The following is a 22,027-nucleotide window of genomic DNA, read 5'->3' on the forward strand; positions in this document are numbered from 1 at the left end:
ACCTGCGGCTTTTGTCGACAGCTTACTTCAAGGAGTTCTTATGAACACGCATTCATCCTCTGTTCCCCTGACTGACGGCCAGCAAGCTGCCCAGGAGCGCATGGAAACCCCCGAAGGGCGCCGCGAATTCTGGCGAGCGACGTTTTCCTGCTGGTTAGGCACCACGATGGAATATGCCGATTTTGCCCTCTACGGGCTTGCCGCCGGCATTATCTTTGGCGATGTCTTTTTTCCGCAGGCTACCCCTGTCATGGCGCTTCTCTCCAGCTTTGCCGCCTATTCCGTTGGTTTTATTGCGCGCCCCATCGGCGCGCTGTTGTTTGGCTGGATAGGCGACCGGCACGGGCGGAAAATTGTCATGGTGATCACCATCGGCCTGATGGGATTCTCAACCATGCTAATCGGCTTAATTCCCAGCTACGCCCAGATTGGCGTATGGGCGCCGGTGTGCCTGGTTATTCTGCGATTCTCTCAAGGGCTGGGGGCCGGAGCAGAACTCTCAGGCGGCACCGTGATGCTCGGAGAATACGCCCCCGTGAAGCGCCGCGGGCTGGTCTCTTCCATTATCGCTCTCGGCTCCAACAGCGGCACTTTACTCGCCTCTCTGGTGTGGCTCGTCGTCTTACAAATGGACAAAGATGCGTTGCTCAGTTGGGGATGGCGCATCCCTTTCCTCAGCAGCATTCTCATCGCCGCGACGGCGCTGTTCATTCGCCGCCATATCCGTGAAACGCCGGTCTTTGAACGGCAAAAAGCGCTGCTCAAGGCCGAACGTGAAAAATCGCTGCGCCGCGGCCAGGTAATGAAACAACACGACACCCGTAGCTTCTGGCGACGCACCCGGGCGTTCTGGACGATGGTCGGCTTACGCATCGGCGAAAATGGCCCTTCCTACCTCGCCCAGGGCTTTATCATTGGCTATGTCGCCAAGGTTCTGATGGTTGATAAATCGGTCCCGACGGTGGCGGTATTTATCGCCTCGATTCTGGGATTCGCCATTATTCCGCTGGCGGGCTGGCTTTCCGATCGCTTCGGTCGACGCATCATCTATCGTTGGTTCTGCCTGTTACTGATCCTGTACGCATTTCCGGCTTTTATGCTGCTCGACTCCCGTGAGCCGTGGATTGTTATCCCTACCATTATTACCGGCATGGGGCTCGCTTCGCTGGGTATTTTCGGTGTCCAGGCGGCCTGGGGCGTTGAGCTGTTTGGCGTGACTAACCGCTATACCAAAATGGCCTTCGCCAAAGAGCTGGGCTCGATTATGTCGGGCGGTACCGCGCCGCTGGTGGCCTCGGCGCTGCTCTCGTTCTACGGGCACTGGTGGCCTATCGCCGTCTATTTCTCGCTGATGGCCGCCATCGGTCTGGTGACCACCTTTTTCGCTCCGGAGACGCGCGGGCGCGATCTCAATTTACCTGAGGACGCGATTTGAGTACGGAGAACGGCGAGTGCGCGTGCGTTACCAAAGATTTTTGGCTGACAACACCTTATGCTGTGCGGAAAAGAGAATGCTCTGAACTCAACCAGGTAGGTGCCCCGTGACCCAATCACATTCACAGCGCGTAACACGTTCCGATGTCGCAAAGGAGGCGGGAACATCTGTCGCGGTCGTGAGTTACGTTATTAATAACGGTCCTCGCCCCGTTGCTGAAGCGACCCGACAGCGCGTGCTGCAGGCGATTAAGAAAACCGGTTACCGGCCCAATGGTATCGCCCGCGCGCTGGCCTCGGGGAGCACGCAAACATACGGGCTTGTGGCCCCGGATATCTCAAACCCGTTTATTGCCTCCATGGCGCACGCCCTGCAGCGCGAAGCGTTTGCTGACGGTAAGGTGCTCCTGCTGGGGGATGCGGGAGATAACAGCGGACGAGAGCGTGAACTGATCAACAACATGCTCAATCGCCAGGTCGACGGCCTGATTTATACCAGCGTTGACCGGCACCCGTATATTGAGTTGATTGCAGAGAGCGGCACGCCCTGCGTGATGTTGGATCGCGTCGATGCCGGATTAAACGTCAGCGTTATTCAGGTGGATGAACAGCTGGCGGCCTGGCAGGTGACGAAACATCTTATCGATCACGGCTACCGCGATATCGGCATCATCTGTGGTCCGCGTGAAATGCTCAACACCCAGGATCGTATTCGGGGATGGCAGTTAGCGCTGGAAGAAGCGTCGCTTGCGGTCACCCCTGGCTGGATTTTTTCGACCAATTACACGCGGGCAGGAGGCTATGAGGCGACAAAACGTATGCTGCAGGGTAAGCCGCCGCGCGCGCTGTTTGCCACCAATGAACAGCAGGCGCTGGGCTGCTTACGCGCATTGGCAGAGCACGGGCTGCGTGTGCCCCAGGATGTGGCGCTGGTCTGCTTTAACGCTACACAAGAATCGGCTTACAACGTCCCTTCCTTAACGGCCGTCCGCCAGCCCGTCGACAAAATGGCCCGGGCGGCGATCGACATGCTGAAAAACTGGGACGGCAAGGTTCGCCGCGTTGAATTTGAGTTTTATTTACGAGTGGGAGAGTCGTGTGGCTGCCAGGGACATGAAGTACAACCTGAGACAAGATGAAAATGAATCCATGCGCGTGATTATCGACTGCGACCCGGGGAACGGCGTTCCGGGCGCCAATATCGATGACGGCCTGGCGCTGGCGCTGGCGATTGCCGCCCCGCAAATCACCCTGGAAATGATCACCACCGTGGCAGGCAATACGCCGGTAGAAACCGGCTATGCCGTCGCCAAAGCCCTCGTCCGACAGTTGGATATCCCCGTTCCGGTCTACCGCGGCGCCGCCCGCGCCCTCAGAGAAGACCCGCAGCCCTGGCGCGAAAAACTCGATCGTGGCGTCGATCGCGCTGGCTTACGTCAGCTATGGTCGGACGTCCCTGCGCCGCCAACGTGTCAGGCCGCGCAGCCTTTGGCACCGCAGGCCATCGGTGAGCTGATCTGCAGCCATCCCGGCGAGATAACGCTGATTGCCACCGGGCCACTCACCAACGTGGCGATAGCGCTGCAACTCTATCCCGAAATCGTTCATACGGTTAAAAACATCGTGATCATGGGCGGGGTGTTCAACGTTGCCGGCTATATCAAAGACACCAATTTTGGTTTGGATCCTGAAGCGGCACACGCCGTACTCACCAGCGGCGCGCCTGTCACGCTGGTGCCGATGGATGTCACCACGAAAACGCAAATGCTTCATCGCGATCTGGATCGTCTGACTTCGGTAAAAAACGGGCTTAGCCGTTACCTGGCCCAGACTGTTCGCCCGTGGATCGCCTACTCGATGCAGACCCGCAACCTGCCCGGATGCTGGATCCATGATGTTGTAACCGTTGCCTGGTTGCTCGATCCGACGATGGCGACGACGACAGAAGATTACCTCGACGTCTCTCTGGAAGGCATCACTCGCGGTATGACCTGCCGCTACGGCCGCGACGGCCTGCGCCTGGACGTGGGGGTTCCCGAGCCGCAAGGCGCGACAGTACGCATCCTCGAAAGTATCGATAACACCCATCTTCTGGCGCTGCTCGAACACTATATTCACCGTTACCGCGCCTAGCATTCCGGCACAGGCAAGAGGAATACCATGGCTTCGCGGGCAGGGTTTTGCGGAGGAAAAATGAATACGTTGGCGGTCATTTTATCTGGCGAGGGAGAATCTGTTTTCATTACGCTATGCAAAATTGGCGTGGCTTTTATTCTCGGCGGCATCATCGGTCTGGAGAGAGAATCAAAAGGTAAACCGGTTGGCTTTAAAACCTGCGTGATTATTTCCGTAGCCAGCTGCGTCCTGACGATTGTCTCGATCCAGTCAGCGGAGTATTACGCTGAGATCTCCGCCAATATCCGCAGCGATCCGATGCGCCTGGCGGCGCAGATCATCAGCGGCGTCGGGTTTCTCGGTGCGGGCGTGATCCTCCACCGCCATGACGATGCGATTTCCGGGCTGACGACAGCGGCAATCGTATGGGCTTCCGCAGGGGTAGGCATTACCAGCGGCGCCGGTTTTTATCTGCATGCTCTTCTCGCCACCGGATTATTTCTGCTGGCGATCAAGCTCAGCTATTGCGTCATTTTTTTACAAACTAAAAATCAGTCACCCGGTAAAGTAAAAATCCGCATTATTCTTGATGAAAAATCCGGCTTAGAAACGCTAATAGCGAGTATTACGCAGCAAAAAAATATTATCGAAACCATCACCATTCGTGATTTAAAAAAGGGAAAAATAGAGGTCAACCTCAAGATGGTGGTGAGAAAAAAAATGACCCTACCCGAACTGTACAGCAGCCTTTCCTCTCTGGAACATGTCTGCGCGATTGCGCTGGAACACTAAACACGCCGTCGCAAATAAACACCTTGACCTTCCCCTTGCTGGAAGGTTTAACCTTTATCACAGTCAGTCATCCCTGTCATAAAGGAGTGTGTTATGTCTCAAACCATCGACCTGGCCCTGGACGGTTTGTCCTGCGGTCACTGCGTCAAACGCGTAAAAGAAAGCCTCGAACAGCGCCCGGACGTTGAGCTGGCTGAAGTCACCGTCACCGAAGCACACGTGACCGGTAGCGCCAGTGCGGAAGCGCTTATCGAAACGATCAAGCAGGCCGGTTACGGCGCAGAGTTAAGCCACCCAAAGGCTAAACCGCTGGCGGAGTCATCAATCCCGTCGGAAGCGCTGACAGCGGTCTCTTCTGAGCTTCCGGCAGCGACGGCTGATGATGAAAGCCAACAGCTGCTGTTAAGCGGCATGAGCTGCGCCAGCTGTGTTTCCCGGGTACAAAACGCGCTGCAAAGCGTACCGGGCGTCACGCAGGCACGGGTAAATCTCGCGGAACGCACTGCGCTGGTTATGGGCAGCGCGTCCGCCGCAGAATTAGTTCAGGCGGTGGAGAAGGCAGGCTACGGTGCCGAAGCGATCGAAGATGATCTGCAACGCCGCGAACGCCAGCAGGAAACCGCTATCGCCACCATGAAACGCTTCCGCTGGCAGGCGATTGTTGCCCTGCTGGTGGGGGTGCCGGTCATGGTCTGGGGAATGATCGGTGACAATATGATGGTCAGCGATGATAACCGTTCCCTGTGGCTGGTTATCGGGCTTGTCACCCTCGCGGTGATGGTCTTCGCCGGCGGCCATTTCTATCGCAGCGCATGGAAAAGCCTGAAAAACGGTACCGCCACCATGGATACGCTGGTGGCGCTGGGAACCGGCGTAGCATGGCTCTATTCCATGAGCGTCAACCTGTGGCCGCAGTGGTTCCCGATGGAGGCTCGCCATCTCTACTATGAAGCCAGCGCAATGATTATCGGCTTAATTAACCTCGGCCATATGCTGGAAGCCCGCGCCCGTCAGCGCTCCTCAAAAGCGCTGGAAAAACTGCTCGATCTGACGCCGCCCTCGGCGCGAGTGGTCAGCGAAGAGGGGGAAAAAAGCGTGCCGCTGGCCGACGTTCAGCCGGGGATGACCCTGCGCCTGACTACCGGCGACCGGGTTCCGGTTGACGGCGTTATAAGCCAGGGCGAAGCCTGGCTGGATGAGGCGATGCTGACCGGCGAACCTATTCCCCAACAAAAAACGGATGGCGACACGCTGCATGCCGGCACCGTGGTCCAGGACGGCAGCGTTCTGTTTACCGCCAGCGCCGTCGGCAGCCAGACGACGCTTGCTCGTATCATCCGCATGGTGCGCCAGGCGCAAAGCAGCAAACCGGAAATCGGCCAGCTGGCGGATAAAATCTCCGCCGTATTCGTGCCGGCCGTGGTGGTTATCGCCCTGTTCAGTGCGGCAATCTGGTACTTCTTCGGGCCGGCGCCGCAAATTGTCTATACCCTGGTGATCGCCACCACGGTGCTGATTATCGCCTGTCCCTGTGCGCTGGGTCTGGCGACGCCGATGTCGATTATCTCCGGCGTGGGTCGCGCGGCGGAATATGGCGTGCTGGTTCGCGATGCGGATGCGCTGCAGCGCGCCAGCCAGCTCGATACCATCGTCTTTGATAAAACGGGCACCCTGACCGAAGGTAAACCGCAGGTTGTGGCGGTAAAAACCTTTGCCGATGTTGATGAGTCCACCGCGCTACGTCTTGCGGCGGCACTGGAGCAAGGCTCCAGTCACCCGCTGGCGCGGGCGATCATCGAGAAAGCCGCCGATAGCCAGCTGCCGGTAGTCAACAACTTCCGCACCCTGCTCGGGCTCGGCGTCAGCGGCGAGGCCGAAGGCCATACTCTGCTGCTCGGTAACCAGGCGCTGCTCAATGAGCAAAAGATTGCCACCGCCGCCGTCGAAAACGAGATCGCCGCCCAGGCATCACAAGGGACAACGCCGGTGCTGCTGGCGATCGATGGCCAGGTCGCGGCACTGTTCGCTATTCGCGACCCGCTGCGTAGCGATAGCGTCGCTGCGCTGGCTCGCCTGCATCGCCAGGGTTATCGTCTGGTGATGCTGACCGGGGATAACCCCACGACCGCCAACGCGATTGCCAAAGAAGCAGGCATCGACGAAGTGATCGCCGGCGTGCTGCCGGACGGTAAAGCTGACGCTATCAAGCGCCTGCAAAGCCAGGGGCATCAGGTGGCGATGGTCGGTGACGGCATCAACGACGCGCCGGCGCTGGCCCAGGCCGACGTCGGGATTGCGATGGGCGGTGGGAGCGATGTAGCCATTGAGACGGCAGCCATCACCCTGATGCGTCATAGTCTGAACGGCGTGGCGGATGCGCTGGCAATTTCAAAAGCCACGCTGCGCAACATGAAACAGAACCTGCTGGGGGCCTTTGTGTACAACTCGCTGGGGATCCCTATCGCCGCCGGGATCTTATGGCCGCTGACCGGAACGTTGCTTAACCCGGTGGTAGCCGGGGCCGCTATGGCGCTCTCTTCCATTACCGTGGTCAGCAACGCAAACCGGCTGCTGCGCTTTAAACCGAAAGACTAGATGTTATGACCCATACGCGCTAGCATGAAGGCTTCACACTACGGAGCGCGTATGGGCCTGTTAAACCGAATAAAAATGCTGTGGCGTGCCGCCGTCGGCGCGTCTTATTCCTGGCCCGCACTGGATATTACCCTTCCCGGAGAGCGCTATTTGCATCTGGTCGGCAGTATTCATATGGGCACCCGCGACATGTCCCCTCCTCCCGCCAGGCTGCTGAAAAAAATTCGTCAGGCCGACGCCCTCATCGTTGAGGCGGATATCACCGGGAACGAAACGCCCTTTGCAGACCTCCCCCCCTGTCCGCCGCTGGCCGAGCGTTTAAACCCGCAGCAGCTCGTCGAGCTGGAGAGCCGGGCCGCGGAACTCGGGCTGTCGACGGCGTTGTTTGACAGTCAGCCGCTCTGGCAGGTCGCCATGGTGTTACAGGCGACGCAGGCCCAGAAGCTGGGTCTGCGTGCGGATTACGGTATTGACTACCAGCTGCTGATGGCGGCGCGCGAGAGCAACGTGCGGGTAATGGAGCTGGAAGGCACCGACAGCCAGATAGCGCTGCTGCGCAATCTGCCGGACGGCGGGCTGGCGCTGCTGGAGGATACGTTGACCCACTGGCGCACAAACGCCCGTCTTTTGCAGGTGATGATCGGCTGGTGGCTGGAGCAGCCGCCCGCCAAAGGCGTCACCACGCTGCCGACAACCTTTAGCCAGTCGCTGTACGATGTATTGATGCATCAGCGCAATCAGGCGTGGCGCGAGACGCTGCTGGCGCTGCCGCCGGGGCGCTATGTTGTCGCCGTCGGTGCGCTGCATTTATATGGTGAAGGGAATCTGCCCGATATGCTGACGTAAAAAAAAATGGCCAATATTTCTATTGGCCCGTCAAAGAGGAATTTCATCATTATTATTATCCCGGAATTTGCATTCCGGATCGTTCGATTGTCGCTCAAAGTGACCATCACTGCCAATACTATTGCGCAAGATGGTACTATTTTTTACACATTCAACAGGCGTATGCTGACAGCACGTGAGATCGGTTGGTAAGAAGGATAAGTATGACTCCCGCCGTTAAGTTACTCGAAAAAAACAAAATTGCTTTTAAGATCCACAGCTACGATCACGACCCCAATGAAACCAACTTCGGCGACGAAGTGGTACGCAAACTGGGGCTGAACGCAGACCAGGTTTATAAGACGCTGCTGGTCGCGGTCAACGGCGATATGAAACATCTGGCCGTGGCGGTGACGCCGGTGGCCGGGCAGCTGGATTTGAAAAAAGTGGCCAAAGCCCTGGGCGCGAAGAAGGTGGACATGGCAGATCCCATGGTCGCCCAGCGTACGACGGGCTATCTGGTCGGCGGCATCAGCCCGCTCGGGCAGAAGAAACGGCTACCGACGCTGATTGATGCCCCGGCCCAGGCGTTTAACGCCATTTATATTTCTGGCGGCAAGCGCGGGCTGGATATCGAACTGGCGGCCAGCGATTTAGCGAAGATTCTCGACGCCAAATTCGCCGATATCGCTCGCCGCGATTAATTGCGCCTCGGCGCACAGGGACCTGTAAACCGGAACTATCCCGAAGGCGGCGCGTCGCGCCTGACCAGGCTACTCATCCACCAGATCGTGGCGAACCGGTAGCCCGGTCAGCGCAGCGCCACCGGGCTCATCCTCACGCGTTACTGCCAGCTCACCTCGCCTTTCGGCTCATAGGCGGCCGCGTCCAGCGGTGAGTTTTTCTGGATATACTCTTTCAGCACTTCGGCATCGATAAAACCGGTATTCACATAACCCGGCTTAGTGTCGATATGCGGATAGCCGTCACCGCCGGTCCCGTTAAAGCTCAACGTCGCCATCCGGTAGGTCTTCGTCGGATCGACCGGTTCGCCTTTGATTTTCAGATCGTTCAGCTTGCCGTCTTTCGCCACGAAGCTGACGTTGGCGAACTGCGGATAGGCGCCGGAGTCAGGTTTCATCTGCGCCACGGCGGTCAGATATTCCGTCACTTCCTTACCGCTCATATCGACATACACCAGCACGTTACCGAACGGCTGCACTTTCATGACATCTTTATAGGTAATATCCCCGGCTTCGATGGAGTCACGAATACCGCCGCCGCTCATCACGGCAAAATCGGCATTGCTACGCGCCATTTGTGCCGCCAGCAGCAGGCGTCCCATATTAGTCTGCACAAAACGTACCTTGCTGCGATCGCCTTCAAGATGCCCATTCACGCTGCCAATTTTGACCTGAAGCTGCGCTTTGCCTTTATTCTGGAATGGCGTCAGCAGCGACAGCATCTGCGGGTTTTCCGGGATTTGCGGCGTATAGAGCACGCGTTCGCTCTGCCCATTATCATAGGTCACCTTCTTCTTCAGATTGACCGGGATCAGCTGATAATGCACCAGCTTCATCTCGCCGTTGCGGAACTCAAAATCCGCGCGACCGACATATTTACCCCACTCGTGCGCCTGAACGATCCAGATACCGTTCTGTCTGTCCGGCGCACACGGCGTGCCCGGTACATAATCGACCTGTTTTTTATTCTCCGAGGCCATACAGACCGGATCCTGCGAATGACCGCCGACGATCATCGCCAGCGATCCTGCCGGCAGGCTGCGCGCCATTTCGACATCGCCAGGGGCGTTAGAACCATGATTTCCGTTGTCATAATGGCCCATATGGGTGGTCGCCAGAATCACATCCGGTTTTTCATTCAGCTGCAGTTCCTGGATAACCAGTTTGGCCTCGTCCGCCGGTTTGCGGAATTCAATGTCGGTGAAATATTCCGGGTTACCTATCTTCGCCGTGTCATCGGTAGTCAGGCCAATGACCGCGATTTTTAATCCCCCGCGTTTAAACAGCGCCCAGGGTTTAAACAGACGCTCGCCGGTGCTTTTTTGGTAGATATTGGCGGAGAGGAACGGAAACTTTGACCACTTTTCCTGCTGGCGTAGCACGCTGAGCGGATTATCAAACTCGTGGTTGCCCACTGCCATCGCATCATAGCCAATCAGGTTCATACCGCGAAAATCTGGCTCTGCATCCTGTAAATCCGACTCCGGCACACCGGTATTAATATCGCCGCCGGACAACAGCAGAACGCTGCCGCCCTCAGCGGCGACCTCTTTGCGGATCCCGTCGACCAACGTCTTTTGCGCCGCCAGACCATATTCACCGTAATCATTACGCCAGAAGTGACCGTGGTGATCGTTGGTATGCAGGATGGTGATTTTATAGGTTTTATCCTGCTCATATGCCTGTGCGGATAAGCTTCCCAGAGACAGCGCGGTAAATAGCCCCAGCGCCACCGCCCGTTTTAAAAAATGCATATTTCTCTCCCTGACTGAATAAACAAGTGCCGAAAGTATAGCGAGTTACGTCGACAGACAAATATGTTTTCCGAATTGAGACTTCCTTCAAACCTTAGTGGCAGGTATGTTAGTCAGATAATAATTCCACCTGCATCCACAATAACACGCTCAAAGTGAACCTATGGCGACGAATCAGACCGTTCAACCCTTATCCGGCCCCGCTGCTGCGCCGCAAAAAGCACGCACCTCGTTTGGTATTCTGGGCGCAATCAGCCTTTCCCATTTACTGAACGATATGATCCAGTCGCTGATTCTGGCGATTTACCCGCTGCTTCAGTCGGAGTTCTCCCTGACCTTCGTGCAAATCGGGATGATCACGCTGACCTTCCAGCTGGCCTCCTCGCTGCTTCAGCCGGTGGTCGGCTACTGGACCGATAAACACTCGATGCCATGGTCGCTGCCGATCGGCATGTGTTTTACGCTCTGCGGCCTGGTTTTACTGGCGCTGGCGGGGAGCTTTGGCACGGTCCTGCTTGCCGCCGCGCTGGTGGGTACCGGTTCTTCGGTATTCCATCCGGAATCGTCGCGCGTGGCGCGGATGGCCTCCGGCGGCCGTCACGGACTGGCGCAGTCGCTATTCCAGGTTGGCGGTAACTTTGGCAGTTCTCTGGGCCCGCTGCTGGCGGCGGTAATTATCGCGCCATATGGCAAAGGTAACGTCGCATGGTTCGTCCTGGCCGCGCTGTTGGCCATCGTCGTGCTGTCGCAAATCAGCCGCTGGTATGCCGCACAGCATCGAATGAATAAAGGTAAACCGAAGGCCGTCGTCGCCAGTCCGCTGCCGAAAAACAAAGTTATTCTTGCGGTCGGCATCCTGTTGATGCTGATTTTCTCGAAATATTTCTATATGGCGAGCATCAGCAGCTATTACACCTTTTATTTGATGCATAAATTCGGATTATCGATCCAGAATGCGCAGGTTCATCTGTTTATTTTCCTGTTTGCCGTTGCCGCAGGAACGGTGATTGGCGGGCCAGTTGGCGATAAAATTGGGCGTAAATATGTAATTTGGGGCTCGATCCTCGGCGTGGCTCCCTTTACCCTTGTTTTACCCTACGCGACGCTGGAGTGGACGGGAATTTTGACCATGATTATTGGATTTATCCTCGCATCGGCATTTTCGGCTATCCTGGTCTACGCCCAGGAGCTGTTACCGGGGCGTATCGGCATGGTTTCCGGTCTGTTTTTCGGCTTCGCATTTGGTATGGGTGGCCTCGGAGCCGCCGTTCTGGGGCTGTTAGCGGACCACACCAGTATCGAGCTGGTTTATAAAATCTGTGCTTTCCTGCCACTTCTCGGCATATTGACGATATTCCTTCCTGACAACCGCCAAAAACCCTGATTATCTGGCGGCTAAAGTGAAACTTTGGCCGCCGTAATCCCTTATGCTGACAGCACTCCCGCTCATTAGCTGCCGTAGTTTTCCGATCTGTGCCTTTTTGCGGGTTAATTCCATTTTTCTGCATAATTCAACAATTATTCATAAACAAAACAGCGAAAACTGTCATAAACTATTACTCGGTTTTTTAGGTTTAGACACAGCCTCCTCCGGGTTGCCGCAAAGTAGCGCGAGTGACTGCCTGGAGCAGGGATGATTCGGTGAATGCGCGAAGCTAACGCAGAAGCAGCCTGAAGGATGGCGTGTTTAATACTGAAAATGGATTGGCTCACCACATACAAGGAGACGGAATGCACCACGCAACACCGCTTATCACCACCATTGTCGGTGGGCTCGTACTCGCTTTTATCTTCGGCATGATTGCCAATAAGCTGCGCATTTCGCCACTGGTGGGCTATCTATTAGCAGGCGTGTTATCCGGCCCCTTTACCCCTGGCTTCGTTGCCGATACCAAACTGGCGCCGGAGCTGGCTGAGCTGGGCGTCATATTGCTGATGTTTGGCGTCGGGCTGCACTTCTCCTTAAAGGATTTGATGGCGGTAAAGTCGATCGCCATTCCCGGCGCGATTGCCCAGATAGCCGTGGCAACGCTGCTGGGTATGGCGCTTTCTGCCGTGTTGGGCTGGTCGCTGATGACCGGCATCGTATTTGGCCTGTGTCTCTCTACCGCCAGTACCGTGGTGCTGCTGCGCGCGTTGGAGGAACGGCAGCTTATTGATAGCCAGCGAGGGCAGATTGCCATCGGCTGGCTCATCGTCGAAGATTTAGTGATGGTTCTGACGCTGGTTCTGCTGCCGGCCGTCGCCGGTATGGCGGAGAAAGGCGATGTTGGCCTGGCGTCGCTGGCCGTCGATATGGGGATCACCATCGGCAAAGTGATCGCCTTTATCGCCATTATGATGCTGGTGGGTCGTCGTCTGGTACCGTGGATTATGTCCCGCAGCGCCGCAACCGGCTCCCGCGAACTGTTTACCCTGTCGGTTCTGGCCCTCGCTCTCGGGATCGCCTTCGGTGCGGTTGAGCTGTTCGACGTCTCCTTTGCGCTTGGCGCATTTTTCGCCGGAATGGTACTGAATGAATCCGAACTCAGCCACCGCGCCGCGCACGACACGCTGCCGCTGCGCGATGCGTTCGCGGTGCTGTTCTTTGTCTCCGTGGGAATGCTGTTTGATCCGATGATCCTGCTGGAGCAACCGCTGGCGGTGCTGGCTACGCTGGCGATCATTATCTTCGGCAAGTCGGTGGTCGCCTTTTTCCTCGTGCGGATGTTCGGCCACTCGCCGCGCACCGCGCTGACCATCGCCGCCAGCCTCGCGCAAATCGGTGAGTTCGCCTTTATTCTTGCCGGGCTTGGCATGGCGCTGAATCTGCTGCCGCAGGCAGGACAAAATCTGGTACTGGCCGGGGCGATTATCTCTATCATGCTTAACCCGGTGCTCTTCGCAGTGCTGGAAAAATACCTCGATAAAACCGAAACGCTGGATGAACAGACCTTCGAAGAAGTGCTCGAAGAAGAGAAGCAGATTCCGGTCGATATTTGCAACCACGCGCTGCTGGTGGGCTTTGGCCGCGTCGGCAGCCTGCTGGGCGAAAAGCTGATGGCCCAGGGTATTCCGCTGGTGGTTATTGAGACGTCGCGTACCCGCGTCGATGAGCTGCGCGCGCGCGGTATTCGCGCGGTGCTGGGCAATGCGGCGAATGAAGAGATCATGAATCTGGCGCATCTGGACTGCGCCCGCTGGCTGCTGCTGACCATTCCTAACGGCTATGAGGCTGGGGAAATCGTCGCTGCCGCCCGCGAGAAATGCCCGAATATCGAGATTATCGCCCGGGCGCATTATGACGATGAAGTGGATTACATTACCGAACGCGGCGCGAATCAGGTGGTGATGGGCGAGCGAGAAATCGCACGCGCTATGTTGCTCCTGCTGGAGACGCCGCCGGCGGGTGAAGTCGTTACCGGATAATCCCCTACCATGGCGCCTCCCGGACAGCGAGAGGCGCTCAGCCAGCCTTTGCTACTGTTGCGTTCTCCCCCCGCAGCGCAAGAGGAGAAACGGGCTTAACGCTCCCAGTATGCCTCTTCCAGACTATCTTCTCGCTCCGGCAGGCCGCGGGTTAAACGCGGGGAGTGCTGGTTCAATACCTGATAGCTGACGCGGTTGGCATATTTGCACACCTGCGCCAGTGACGAGTAGGTCAGCCACTTGCACTTGTGTTTGCTGGAGTTCGGAACGTTACTGCGGTGGTAGTTATTGGCGGTGATATCATGCAGCAGCGCCGCCAGCGCCCCGTCACCGGCACCGTTGGTATTCATGATTTTCTCAGGCCCACCCATGTACGGCGCAATATGCGAGTAAATCCGTAAGGGGTTCACGCAATCCTGATGACGCATTGCGCGGCTAAACTCATACTGGTTGAATTCGGCAATCGCCCCCGGCAGCAGCGGATGCTGAGTTTTACGTTTGGCTTCGTCTTCCGTAAAGCTGGCCATATACAGCCCCGCAGGTCCGGCGGTACACAGTACCAGGTCCACCCACTCCAGCGCCTTATCCGAAGCCAGCAGCGGATCGGATAGCCCGGTCAGCGCTTCGGCTTCTTCTTCATTCATCGCCAGAATAGAGACGTTCTCCTTGAGGAACTGCTGCCACCATTCCGGGTTATCGGCAATGACATACTTCGTTCCCAGCGTCAGCACCACCGGCACATCATGCTTTTTGGCATACTCGATGGCTTTCATCGTCGCATCCGGCATCGGCTCGCCGGGTTTGCAGCGCACCAGATACGAGGTCAGCACTAGCGCAGAGGCGCCGGCAATCACCTCTTCCGGAATGCTTTCCGGACGCAGCTTATTCATGTGGCCCGGACTGATGGCAAAGGTTCGTTCGCCCGCGTCGCTAATCAGGGTAAAGCAGCGACCGATGGCTCCGTCCACTCCTTGCAGATAGTTCAGGTCAGTCCGGCTGGAGGTGTTGCACAGATAGCGATAGGCGTAGCCGCCGATTTCGATATTGCTGCACATGACCCCCAGCAATACCGAGCGGTCATCTGCCAGCACCGAATAATTGTGCATGGTATTGCCGATCGTTCCGCCGGCAAACTGGTGGGTAATTAAATGATTCCGTACCAGCTCCTGGTAGAGCGTTTCGGCGACATCATCTTCGATGACCAGCGAATGGCCGGCGCTGAGGCCGTAGCGCACGATAAACGCCTCATCTACTTTGGCTTCGATATCAACCAGCGTCTGATCGATACCGACCACCCACGCGACGTTGGCTTCATTTTCCGGCTGCGTTTGCTGCAGCAGCGGATCGCGGGCATTAACGGGAAAGTAGTGTTTGGATTTGCGTTTACCGGGAAATTTCATAGTGGCGATTTAATGGCAGTGAACAAGCGGGGAATAATAGCATATTCCCCCTGCCACACGCGATTAGCGATACGGCGCCGTCAGGTTCACCATCATTTCGATATGCGCCCTGTCCGCATTAAGCGCCGGGATATATTCATATTTCTGCCCGCCGGCTTCGAGGAAGACTTCCCGGTTCTGCACCGCAATCTCCTCCAGCGTTTCCAGACAATCTGCCGCAAAGCCCGGGCAGATGACCTGAATATGCTTCACCCCCTTCTCGCCCAACATTTTCAATGTTTCGTCGGTGTAAGGCGTCAGCCACGGCTCGCGGCCAAAGCGCGACTGGAAGGTCATCATGGCGCGATCCGGCGAAAGTCCCAGCGCAGAGACCAGTTCGCGGGTGGTATCGCGGCAGCGCTGCGGGTAATCATCGCCTTCGTGGGCAAAGCGTTGCGGTATGCCGTGATAAGAAAGCAGCAGCACATCCGGTTCGCCGTGCACGGCAAACGATGCGCGAACGCTGGCGGCCAGCGCATCGATATAGCTGGCATCATCGGCATAATCACGAATAAAAGAGATCCCGGGGATGGCCCGTTTTTTAGCCAGGATTCGCGCCAGCTCATCCCATACTGCCGCCACGGTGGAACAGGAGTATTGCGGATACAGCGGCAACACCACGATATGGTCAACATCCTGAGCCAGCAGTTCATCCACCGCGCTTTCCAGCGCAGGTGAGCCGTAGCTCATGCCTAAGGCAACCGGGGTATCGGGGAGACGCGCGGCCAGAGCCTGCTGCTGTCGACGGCTGTAAACCATCAGCGGCGAGCCTTCCTCCATCCACACGGACTGATAAAGTTTCGCGACCCGCGGCGCGCGCAGGGGCAGTATCACGCCGCGCAGAAGCGGCCACCACAGCAGACGGGGCGTATCAACCACCCGCTTGTCGCTGAGAAATTGTCGCAGATAGCGCTTCACCGCATCGGGCGTGGGCGCATCGGGAGTGCCTAAGTTGGCTAACAAGATACCTGTTTTCGTCTGATGCATTACCGCCTCTTAACCATTTGAATCGCAGCCAATTGTAGCTGAAATGGCGCTAAACGGAACCAATCAGAGAAAAAGGTAGAATGAGAGATGTTCTCATCCCGCCGCGGCAGGATGAGAACCAACGGGATTAACCGAGGATTTTTTCCAGTTCAGCGCGGACGTCGGAAACGGCTTTCGTACCGTCAACCTTCGCGTAGCGGGTGTTGCCCGCTTCAGCTTCTTTCTGATAGTAACCGATCAGCGGCGCCGTCATCTGATGGTATTCCACCAGACGCTTACGTACGGTCTCTTCCTGGTCATCTTTACGGGTGGTCAGCTCTTCGCCGGTCACGTCATCTTTGCCTTCAACCTTCGGCGGGTTGAATTTGATGTGGTACACGCGACCGGAAGCGGCGTGTACGCGACGACCAATGATACGGTCAACGATCAGTTCGTCCGGTACATCAAATTCCAGAACGTAATCAACGGCGATGCCCGCTTCTTTCATGGCGTCAGCCTGCGGAATGGTGCGCGGGAAGCCGTCGAGCAGGAAACCGTTACGGCAATCTTCCTGGGTGATACGCTCTTTAACCAGCGCAATCACCAGTTCGTCGGTCACCAGCTTGCCGGCATCCATAATGTCTTTTGCCTGTTTGCCCAGCTCGGAGCCAGATTTCACCGCAGCGCGCAGCATGTCACCGGTAGAGATTTGCGGAATTCCGTATTTCTCCATGATGAACTGAGCCTGAGTTCCTTTACCCGCGCCCGGAGCGCCAAGCAGAATAATACGCATTACGAAAATCCCCTCAAAAGTCGATTCAATTTTTCAAAAACGCTAAACCATACCACCAGAACGCAGATGGCTCAAGGAAGGCGGAGCGGCTGAAACGGTTAATGGAAGGTTTATTTTGCTTGAAAGGCGGATTTTACGCCATCAGAGGGGCGTCCACCCCGGCCCGCGCGTAAGGTGCGCAGGCCGGGGTGGACCAACAGCGAAGCGATCAGGAAGCCAGCAGCTGGTTCATGCGGCGAATAAACTGGTTAGGATCTTCCAGGGTACCGCGTTCAGCCAGCAGGGCCTGATCGAGCAGCAGCTCGACCCATTCGCTAAACCGGGCCTCATCCTGCGTGTCCGCCGTGCGTTTCACCAGCGGGTGAGCCGGGTTGAGTTCGAAAATGTACTTCACTTCCGGTGCAGACTGGCCCGCAGCGGCAAACAGTTTCGCCATCTGGGTGCTCATTTCGTCCGCGTCGGTGGTGACGATAGCCGGCGTATCGGTCAGGCGGTGCGTCAGTCGAACCTCCTTCACCCGCTCGCCCAGCAGCGTTTTCACGCGCTCAACGAACGGTTCCAGCGCCTTTTCGGCCTCTTTGGTGCTTTCGTCGACTTCATCCGCCAGCTTATCCAGCGATTCGTCGGCTTTCGCGACCGACTGGAACGCCTTGCCGTCGAACTCGGTCAGGTAGCTCATCATCCACTCGTCGATGCGGTCAGAGAGCAGCAGAACTTCGATACCTTTCTTACGCAGCAGCTCGAGGTGCGGACTGCTCTTCGCCGCGGCATAGCTGTCCGCAGTGATGTAGTAGATCTTCTCCTGCCCTTCTTTCATACGAGAGACATACTCTTCCAGCGACACGGTCTGCGCGGCGGAATCGGTATGGGTAGAGGCGAAACGCAGCAGCTTAGCAATCGTCTGCTGATTCGCGCTGTCCTCCGCCGGGCCTTCTTTCAGCACCAGGCCAAACTGCTGCCAGAAGGTCTGATATTTTTCCGCATCGTCTTTGGCCAGTTTTTCCAGCATCTGCAGCGCGCGTTTGCTCAGCGCGGTGCGCAGGTTGCGGGTAACGCTGCTGTCCTGCAGAATTTCACGCGACACGTTCAGCGGCAGATCGTTAGAGTCGACGAGGCCGCGGACAAAGCGCAGATAGTTCGGCATGAACTGCTCGGCGTCATCCATGATAAACACGCGCTGCACGTACAGCTTCAGGCCATGCTTGTGATCGCGGTTCCACATATCCCACGGCGCCTGCGACGGGATATACAGCAGGCTGGTGTACTCCTGCTTGCCTTCCACGCGGTTGTGGCTCCAGGTCAGCGGGTCGCTGTAGTCGTGGGCAATGTGTTTATAGAATTCGTTATATTCGTCGTCTTTGATTTCCGACTTATTACGGGTCCACAGCGCCTGGGCCTTGTTGATTTTCTCCCAGGAGATCACCGTTTCACCGTCAACCTCTTCGCGCTTTTCAATCTCTACCGGCAGCGCGATATGATCGGAATATTTGCTGATAATCGAACGCACGCGCCAGTCGTTGAGGAAGTCATCTTCACCTTCGCGCAGGTGCAGGGTAATTTCAGTACCGCGATCGGCTTTGGTGATATCGGCAATGGTGTAGTCGCCTTCGCCGGCAGATTCCCAGAACACGCCGTTTTCCGCGCTATCGCCCGCCGCGCGGGTACGCACGGTGACTTTATCGGCCACGATAAACGCTGAGTAGAAGCCGACACCAAACTGACCAATCAGCTGGCTGTCTTTTGCCTGATCGGAACCCATTGATTCGAGGAAAGATTTTGTCCCGGATTTGGCAATCGTTCCGAGATGGTCGATCGCTTCCTCACGGTTCATCCCGATACCATTATCGGCGATGGTCAGCGTGCGGTTGTCTTTGTCAAAAGAGACGCGCACGCGCAGCTCGCCGTCGCCTTCATACAGGTCCGGCTGGGACAGCGCGCGGAAACGCAGCTTGTCGGCCGCATCGGAGGCGTTGGAAATCAGTTCACGCAGGAAAATTTCTTTATTGGAATAAAGAGAATGGATCATCAGGTGCAGAAGCTGTTTAACCTCTGACTGAAAACCACGAGTTTCTTGTCCTTTCATCTAAATCAACCTCAACAATGCCATTGTTAATGGTAAAAAAACCGTTGAAGGGGAGATGGGGACTGGAGGGGAAATTTTCAAGCGGAGGCGCCAAAAAGCGCCTCCGTTTGATTAAAAACGAATCTTGTGCCGGCCGGCAAGGGAGTGCGACAGCGTGGTGCCGTCAACCATCTCCAGCTCGCCGCCTACCGGTACGCCGTGGGCGATACGGCTGGCTTCTACGCCATACTGCGCGCAGAGTTCGGCAATGTAGTTGGCGGTCGCCTCGCCTTCCACCGTCGGGTTGGTGGCGAGGATCACTTCCTGCATTGATTCGTCGCGCAGACGCTGCTCCAGACGATCGAGCCCGATATCATCCGGCCCGATGCCATCAAGCGGCGACAGGTGGCCCATCAGGACAAAGTAGCGCCCGGAAAACTGCCCGGTTTGCTCAATGGCGTAGATGTCCGCGGGGCTTTCCACCACGCAAATCTGACCATTTTCACGACGGCGCGGATTGCTGCAAATATTGCACACCTCCTGCTCGGTGAAGGTGCGGCAATCGGCGCAGTGGCCGATTTCCGACATCGCGCGCGTCAATGACTGCGCCAGACGCATCCCGCCGCTACGATCGCGCTGAAGTAGCGTAAACGCCATGCGCTGCGCTGACTTCGGGCCAACGCCCGGCAGACAGCGCAATGCTTCCATAAGCTGAGTTAACAGCGGGCTGGTTTGCATCAGAACGGCATCTTAAAGCCAGGCGGCAGCTGCATGCCGGAAGAGACGGAAGCCATCTTCTCTTTCTGGGTCTCTTCAATACGGCGCGCCGCATCGTTGAACGCCGCAGCGACGAGATCTTCCAGCATATCTTTGTCGTCTTCCAGAAGGCTCGGATCAATCTCCACGCGACGGCAGTTATGCGCACCGTTGATGGTCACTTTAACCAGACCTGCGCCAGATTCGCCGGTCACTTCCAGCTGCGCGATCTCTTCCTGCATTTTCTGCATTTTGTCTTGCATCTGCTGGGCCTGCTTCATCAGGTTACCCAGGCCGCCTTTTCCACCAAACATAGGCTTCTCTCTCAGTAAGTCATCGTTAAGGATGCTGACCGCAAGTCAAACTTGCAATCAAATGGGGCGAATACTCTCTTCATCCAGATCCGCATCGAAGAACCGGCGCAGCGTCTGAATGTTGTTATCCGCAATAATCGCTTCGCGCGCTTGCGCGAGCTTCTCTTCATAAATTGCCTGCCGCCACTCCAGCGGCGTGCGCATCGCAGGATTATCGTCTTCCACGATGGTCAATTCAACCGGTGAACCGTACAACACGCCGAGCGCTTCGGCCAACTTTTGCTGCGCGCCGGCGGAATTAAGATGCCGCTGGCTCGGGCGCAGATGCAGACAGATACGGTTACCGTCCTGCTCTTTCCACGCATTCAGCGCCACCTGCTCTACCAGCTTCGGCACCGCCAGCTGATTAACCTCTGCCGCCCAGCCGTCGCGTTCGACCGCTTCCAGCGCCAGTTTTGCCGCCAGCTCCGGCGTTTTTTCATGCTCCAGCGCTTTCTTCAGCGCCTTCGGCGTCGCGACCTCTTCTTTCACCGTTTCGACCATCGTCGTCGCTTTCCAGCGATAGGCTTCTTTTTTGGCCGGAACCTTTTCCTGCACCGCAGCGACGGCCGGGCGAGCCTGCACGCGCTCGGTTATTGAACTCAGTCGCTCCAGCGCAGCGTTATTCACCGGCCGCGCGCGGGATGCGGCTGCCGGTTCACTCTTTTTTGGGGTGGGTGCTCCCTGGCTACGCTGCAGCTGGCTGCGTGCCGCCAGTACCTGACTGGTGGTTTGCGGCAGATTCTGCGGCGGCGGCACCGGCGAAGCGGATACCGGCGCCGCCTGTACAGGCGCGGCCAGCGTTGCCGGTTGCGGCTTCACCTCCGGTTCCGGCAGCGGCGCTTGCGGATGGAATGCCAGCGCACGCAGCAGCGTCATTTCCACACCCATGCGCCGATCCGGCGCATACGGCAACTCTTTGCGGCCAATCAGGAGCGTCTGATAGTACAATTGTATATCGGTGGGCGGCACGGTGCGCGCAAGTTCACGCATACGCAGCTCTACCGCGGCCATATCGGCGCCCAGCGCCGAAGGAGAGAGCTGGACCATCGCAATCCGGTGCAGCAGACTCTGCATTTCAACCAGCAGCGCTTCCCACTCAACGCCGCGGGAGGCCGCTTCGTTAACGCCCGCCATGACGCGTTCGCCATCGGCTGCCACCAGCGCCTCAATCAATGACAGCGCCTGATCGTCGTCGAGCGTGCCGAGCATGGTACTGACCGACTCCGCCGTCAAACGACCATCGCCGCTGGCAATCGCCTGATCGGTCAGGCTTAAGGCATCGCGCAGACTGCCGTCCGCCGCGCGCGACAGCAGCTGCAGCGCGCGGGATTCAAAGGTAATCTGCTCTTCGCCGAGAATATGCTCAAGCTGATGGCGGATCTGTTCGACATCCAGCGCCTTGAGATGGAACTGCAGACAGCGCGACAGGATCGTCACCGGCAGCTTCTGCGGATCGGTGGTCGCCAGCAGGAATTTGACGTGCGCAGGCGGCTCCTCCAGCGTTTTTAACAACGCGTTGAAGCTATGGCGTGACAGCATGTGGACTTCATCGATCAGATAGACCTTAAAGCGGCCACGGGCCGGCGCGTACTGGACGTTGTCCAGCAGGTCGCGGGTGTCTTCGACTTTGGTACGGGAAGCGGCATCAATCTCAATCAGATCGACAAAGCGCCCCTGCTCTATTTCGCGGCAGTTATCACACACGCCGCACGGCGTGGCGGTAATACCGGTTTCACAGTTCAACCCTTTTGCGAGCAAACGTGCGATGGAGGTTTTCCCCACGCCGCGGGTGCCGGAAAAGAGATAAGCGTGATGAATGCGCCCTAACGATAAGCCGTTCGCCAGTGCGGTCAGCACATGTTCCTGGCCGACGACGTCAGCAAAGGTTTGTGGGCGCCATTTACGGGCTAAGACCTGATAACTCATGGGCTGGCTCTGAAACGCTGGAAGGTGAAATCACGAGGGGGTCATGCTATCACAGCCCCGCTC

At 57.1% G+C, this 22,027-nt stretch carries 17 protein-coding genes and 1 other annotated feature; of the genes, 9 read left to right on the forward strand and 8 right to left on the reverse strand.

Annotation, left to right across the window (positions count from 1 at the left end):
- Nucleotides 1-40 precede the first annotated feature (40 nt).
- From OQV00_RS20300 to ybaK, 7 genes are all read left to right on the forward strand, one after another.
- Nucleotides 41-1,435: an MFS transporter gene (locus OQV00_RS20300; RefSeq protein ID WP_004858838.1), complete on the forward strand. Its 1,395-nt coding sequence runs from the start codon at nt 41-43 to the stop codon at nt 1,433-1,435.
- Nucleotides 1,436-1,541: 106 nt separating this feature from the next.
- Nucleotides 1,542-2,573 (forward strand): LacI family DNA-binding transcriptional regulator, encoded by a 1,032-nt coding sequence (locus OQV00_RS20305; protein WP_004858836.1) that lies wholly within the window; start codon nt 1,542-1,544, stop codon nt 2,571-2,573.
- Complete coding sequence (locus tag OQV00_RS20310) at nt 2,548-3,567, forward strand: nucleoside hydrolase (protein ID WP_162893476.1); 1,020 nt, start codon at nt 2,548-2,550, stop codon at nt 3,565-3,567. The genes OQV00_RS20305 and OQV00_RS20310 overlap by 26 nt, the downstream gene beginning before the upstream one ends.
- Nucleotides 3,568-3,627: 60 nt before the next feature.
- Nucleotides 3,628-4,341, forward strand: a complete 714-nt coding sequence (locus OQV00_RS20315; protein ID WP_004858832.1) for an MgtC/SapB family protein — start codon at nt 3,628-3,630, stop codon at nt 4,339-4,341.
- A gap of 93 nt (nt 4,342-4,434) precedes the next feature.
- The gene (gene copA / locus OQV00_RS20320; protein ID WP_266279338.1) at nt 4,435-6,936 is read left to right on the forward strand and encodes a copper-exporting P-type ATPase CopA; all 2,502 of its coding nucleotides are present in this window, start codon (nt 4,435-4,437) and stop codon (nt 6,934-6,936) included.
- Nucleotides 6,937-6,987: 51 nt separating this feature from the next.
- On the forward strand, nt 6,988-7,782 hold the full coding sequence (locus OQV00_RS20325) for a TraB/GumN family protein (RefSeq protein WP_004858828.1): 795 nt from the start codon (nt 6,988-6,990) through the stop codon (nt 7,780-7,782).
- Nucleotides 7,783-7,985: 203 nt separating this feature from the next.
- The gene (gene ybaK / locus OQV00_RS20330) at nt 7,986-8,465 is read left to right on the forward strand and encodes a Cys-tRNA(Pro)/Cys-tRNA(Cys) deacylase YbaK (protein WP_004858826.1); all 480 of its coding nucleotides are present in this window, start codon (nt 7,986-7,988) and stop codon (nt 8,463-8,465) included.
- 140 nt (nt 8,466-8,605) lie between these two features.
- On the opposite strand, the gene ushA is transcribed toward ybaK, so the two are convergent.
- Complete coding sequence (ushA, locus tag OQV00_RS20335; RefSeq protein WP_004858825.1) at nt 8,606-10,258, reverse strand: bifunctional UDP-sugar hydrolase/5'-nucleotidase UshA; 1,653 nt, start codon at nt 10,256-10,258, stop codon at nt 8,606-8,608.
- Between the two features lie 163 nt (nt 10,259-10,421).
- On the opposite strand from ushA, the gene OQV00_RS20340 reads away from it, so the two are divergent.
- Both OQV00_RS20340 and ybaL read left to right on the forward strand, forming a co-directional pair.
- Nucleotides 10,422-11,642, forward strand: a complete 1,221-nt coding sequence (locus OQV00_RS20340; RefSeq protein ID WP_004858822.1) for an MFS transporter — start codon at nt 10,422-10,424, stop codon at nt 11,640-11,642.
- 347 nt (nt 11,643-11,989) lie between these two features.
- Entirely contained in the window at nt 11,990-13,666 is a 1,677-nt protein-coding gene (gene ybaL / locus OQV00_RS20345) for a YbaL family putative K(+) efflux transporter (RefSeq protein WP_004858820.1), read from the forward strand.
- Nucleotides 13,667-13,761: 95 nt separating this feature from the next.
- On the opposite strand, the gene OQV00_RS20350 is transcribed toward ybaL, so the two are convergent.
- The 7 genes from OQV00_RS20350 to dnaX all read right to left on the reverse strand — a co-directional run bounded on the left by OQV00_RS20350 (nt 13,762) and on the right by dnaX (nt 21,964).
- A complete protein-coding gene (locus OQV00_RS20350) occupies nt 13,762-15,066 on the reverse strand; it encodes an inosine/guanosine kinase (protein ID WP_097357517.1) in 1,305 nt (434 codons plus the stop codon).
- A gap of 63 nt (nt 15,067-15,129) precedes the next feature.
- Nucleotides 15,130-16,092 (reverse strand): ferrochelatase, encoded by a 963-nt coding sequence (gene hemH, locus OQV00_RS20355; RefSeq protein WP_015585010.1) that lies wholly within the window; start codon nt 16,090-16,092, stop codon nt 15,130-15,132.
- Nucleotides 16,093-16,219: 127 nt separating this feature from the next.
- On the reverse strand, nt 16,220-16,864 hold the full coding sequence (gene adk, locus OQV00_RS20360) for an adenylate kinase (RefSeq protein WP_004858815.1): 645 nt from the start codon (nt 16,862-16,864) through the stop codon (nt 16,220-16,222).
- A 208-nt stretch (nt 16,865-17,072) separates the two neighbouring features.
- Nucleotides 17,073-18,947, reverse strand: coding sequence for a molecular chaperone HtpG (gene htpG / locus OQV00_RS20365; RefSeq protein WP_004858812.1), 1,875 nt, complete (start codon nt 18,945-18,947; stop codon nt 17,073-17,075).
- A gap of 111 nt (nt 18,948-19,058) precedes the next feature.
- A complete protein-coding gene (gene recR / locus OQV00_RS20370) occupies nt 19,059-19,664 on the reverse strand; it encodes a recombination mediator RecR (protein WP_004858810.1) in 606 nt (201 codons plus the stop codon).
- Nucleotides 19,664-19,996 carry a YbaB/EbfC family nucleoid-associated protein gene (locus tag OQV00_RS20375; protein ID WP_004858807.1) on the reverse strand — a complete coding sequence of 111 codons (333 nt, stop codon included), beginning with the start codon at nt 19,994-19,996 and terminating at the stop codon, nt 19,664-19,666. Before OQV00_RS20375 ends, recR begins: the two co-directional genes overlap by 1 nt.
- 57 nt (nt 19,997-20,053) lie before the next feature.
- On the reverse strand, nt 20,054-21,964 hold the full coding sequence (gene dnaX, locus OQV00_RS20380) for a DNA polymerase III subunit gamma/tau (RefSeq protein WP_044346343.1): 1,911 nt from the start codon (nt 21,962-21,964) through the stop codon (nt 20,054-20,056).
- Nucleotides 20,660-20,724, reverse strand: a sequence feature (DnaX frameshifting element). (Overlaps the previous gene by 65 nt.)
- Nucleotides 21,965-22,027: the final 63 nt, after the last annotated feature.

It is taken from the genome of Klebsiella sp. DY2415 (assembly GCF_026314315.1).
Lineage (GTDB): Bacteria > Pseudomonadota > Gammaproteobacteria > Enterobacterales > Enterobacteriaceae > Klebsiella > Klebsiella ornithinolytica.

Bases quoted from the DNA above. Each gene is read 5' to 3' on its own strand.
- OQV00_RS20300 (WP_004858838.1), top strand. From the start codon at position 41: ATGAACACGCATTCATCCTCTGTTCCCCTGACTGACGGCCAGCAAGCT.
- OQV00_RS20310 (WP_162893476.1), top strand. From the start codon at position 2,548: ATGAAGTACAACCTGAGACAAGATGAAAATGAATCCATGCGCGTGATT.
- OQV00_RS20315 (WP_004858832.1), top strand. From the start codon at position 3,628: ATGAATACGTTGGCGGTCATTTTATCTGGCGAGGGAGAATCTGTTTTC.
- copA (WP_266279338.1), top strand. From the start codon at position 4,435: ATGTCTCAAACCATCGACCTGGCCCTGGACGGTTTGTCCTGCGGTCAC.
- OQV00_RS20325 (WP_004858828.1), top strand. From the start codon at position 6,988: ATGGGCCTGTTAAACCGAATAAAAATGCTGTGGCGTGCCGCCGTCGGC.
- ybaK (WP_004858826.1), top strand. From the start codon at position 7,986: ATGACTCCCGCCGTTAAGTTACTCGAAAAAAACAAAATTGCTTTTAAG.
- ushA (WP_004858825.1), bottom strand. From the start codon at position 10,258: ATGCATTTTTTAAAACGGGCGGTGGCGCTGGGGCTATTTACCGCGCTG.
- OQV00_RS20340 (WP_004858822.1), top strand. From the start codon at position 10,422: ATGGCGACGAATCAGACCGTTCAACCCTTATCCGGCCCCGCTGCTGCG.
- ybaL (WP_004858820.1), top strand. From the start codon at position 11,990: ATGCACCACGCAACACCGCTTATCACCACCATTGTCGGTGGGCTCGTA.
- OQV00_RS20350 (WP_097357517.1), bottom strand. From the start codon at position 15,066: ATGAAATTTCCCGGTAAACGCAAATCCAAACACTACTTTCCCGTTAAT.
- hemH (WP_015585010.1), bottom strand. From the start codon at position 16,092: ATGCATCAGACGAAAACAGGTATCTTGTTAGCCAACTTAGGCACTCCC.
- adk (WP_004858815.1), bottom strand. From the start codon at position 16,864: ATGCGTATTATTCTGCTTGGCGCTCCGGGCGCGGGTAAAGGAACTCAG.
- htpG (WP_004858812.1), bottom strand. From the start codon at position 18,947: ATGAAAGGACAAGAAACTCGTGGTTTTCAGTCAGAGGTTAAACAGCTT.
- recR (WP_004858810.1), bottom strand. From the start codon at position 19,664: ATGCAAACCAGCCCGCTGTTAACTCAGCTTATGGAAGCATTGCGCTGT.
- OQV00_RS20375 (WP_004858807.1), bottom strand. From the start codon at position 19,996: ATGTTTGGTGGAAAAGGCGGCCTGGGTAACCTGATGAAGCAGGCCCAG.
- dnaX (WP_044346343.1), bottom strand. From the start codon at position 21,964: ATGAGTTATCAGGTCTTAGCCCGTAAATGGCGCCCACAAACCTTTGCT.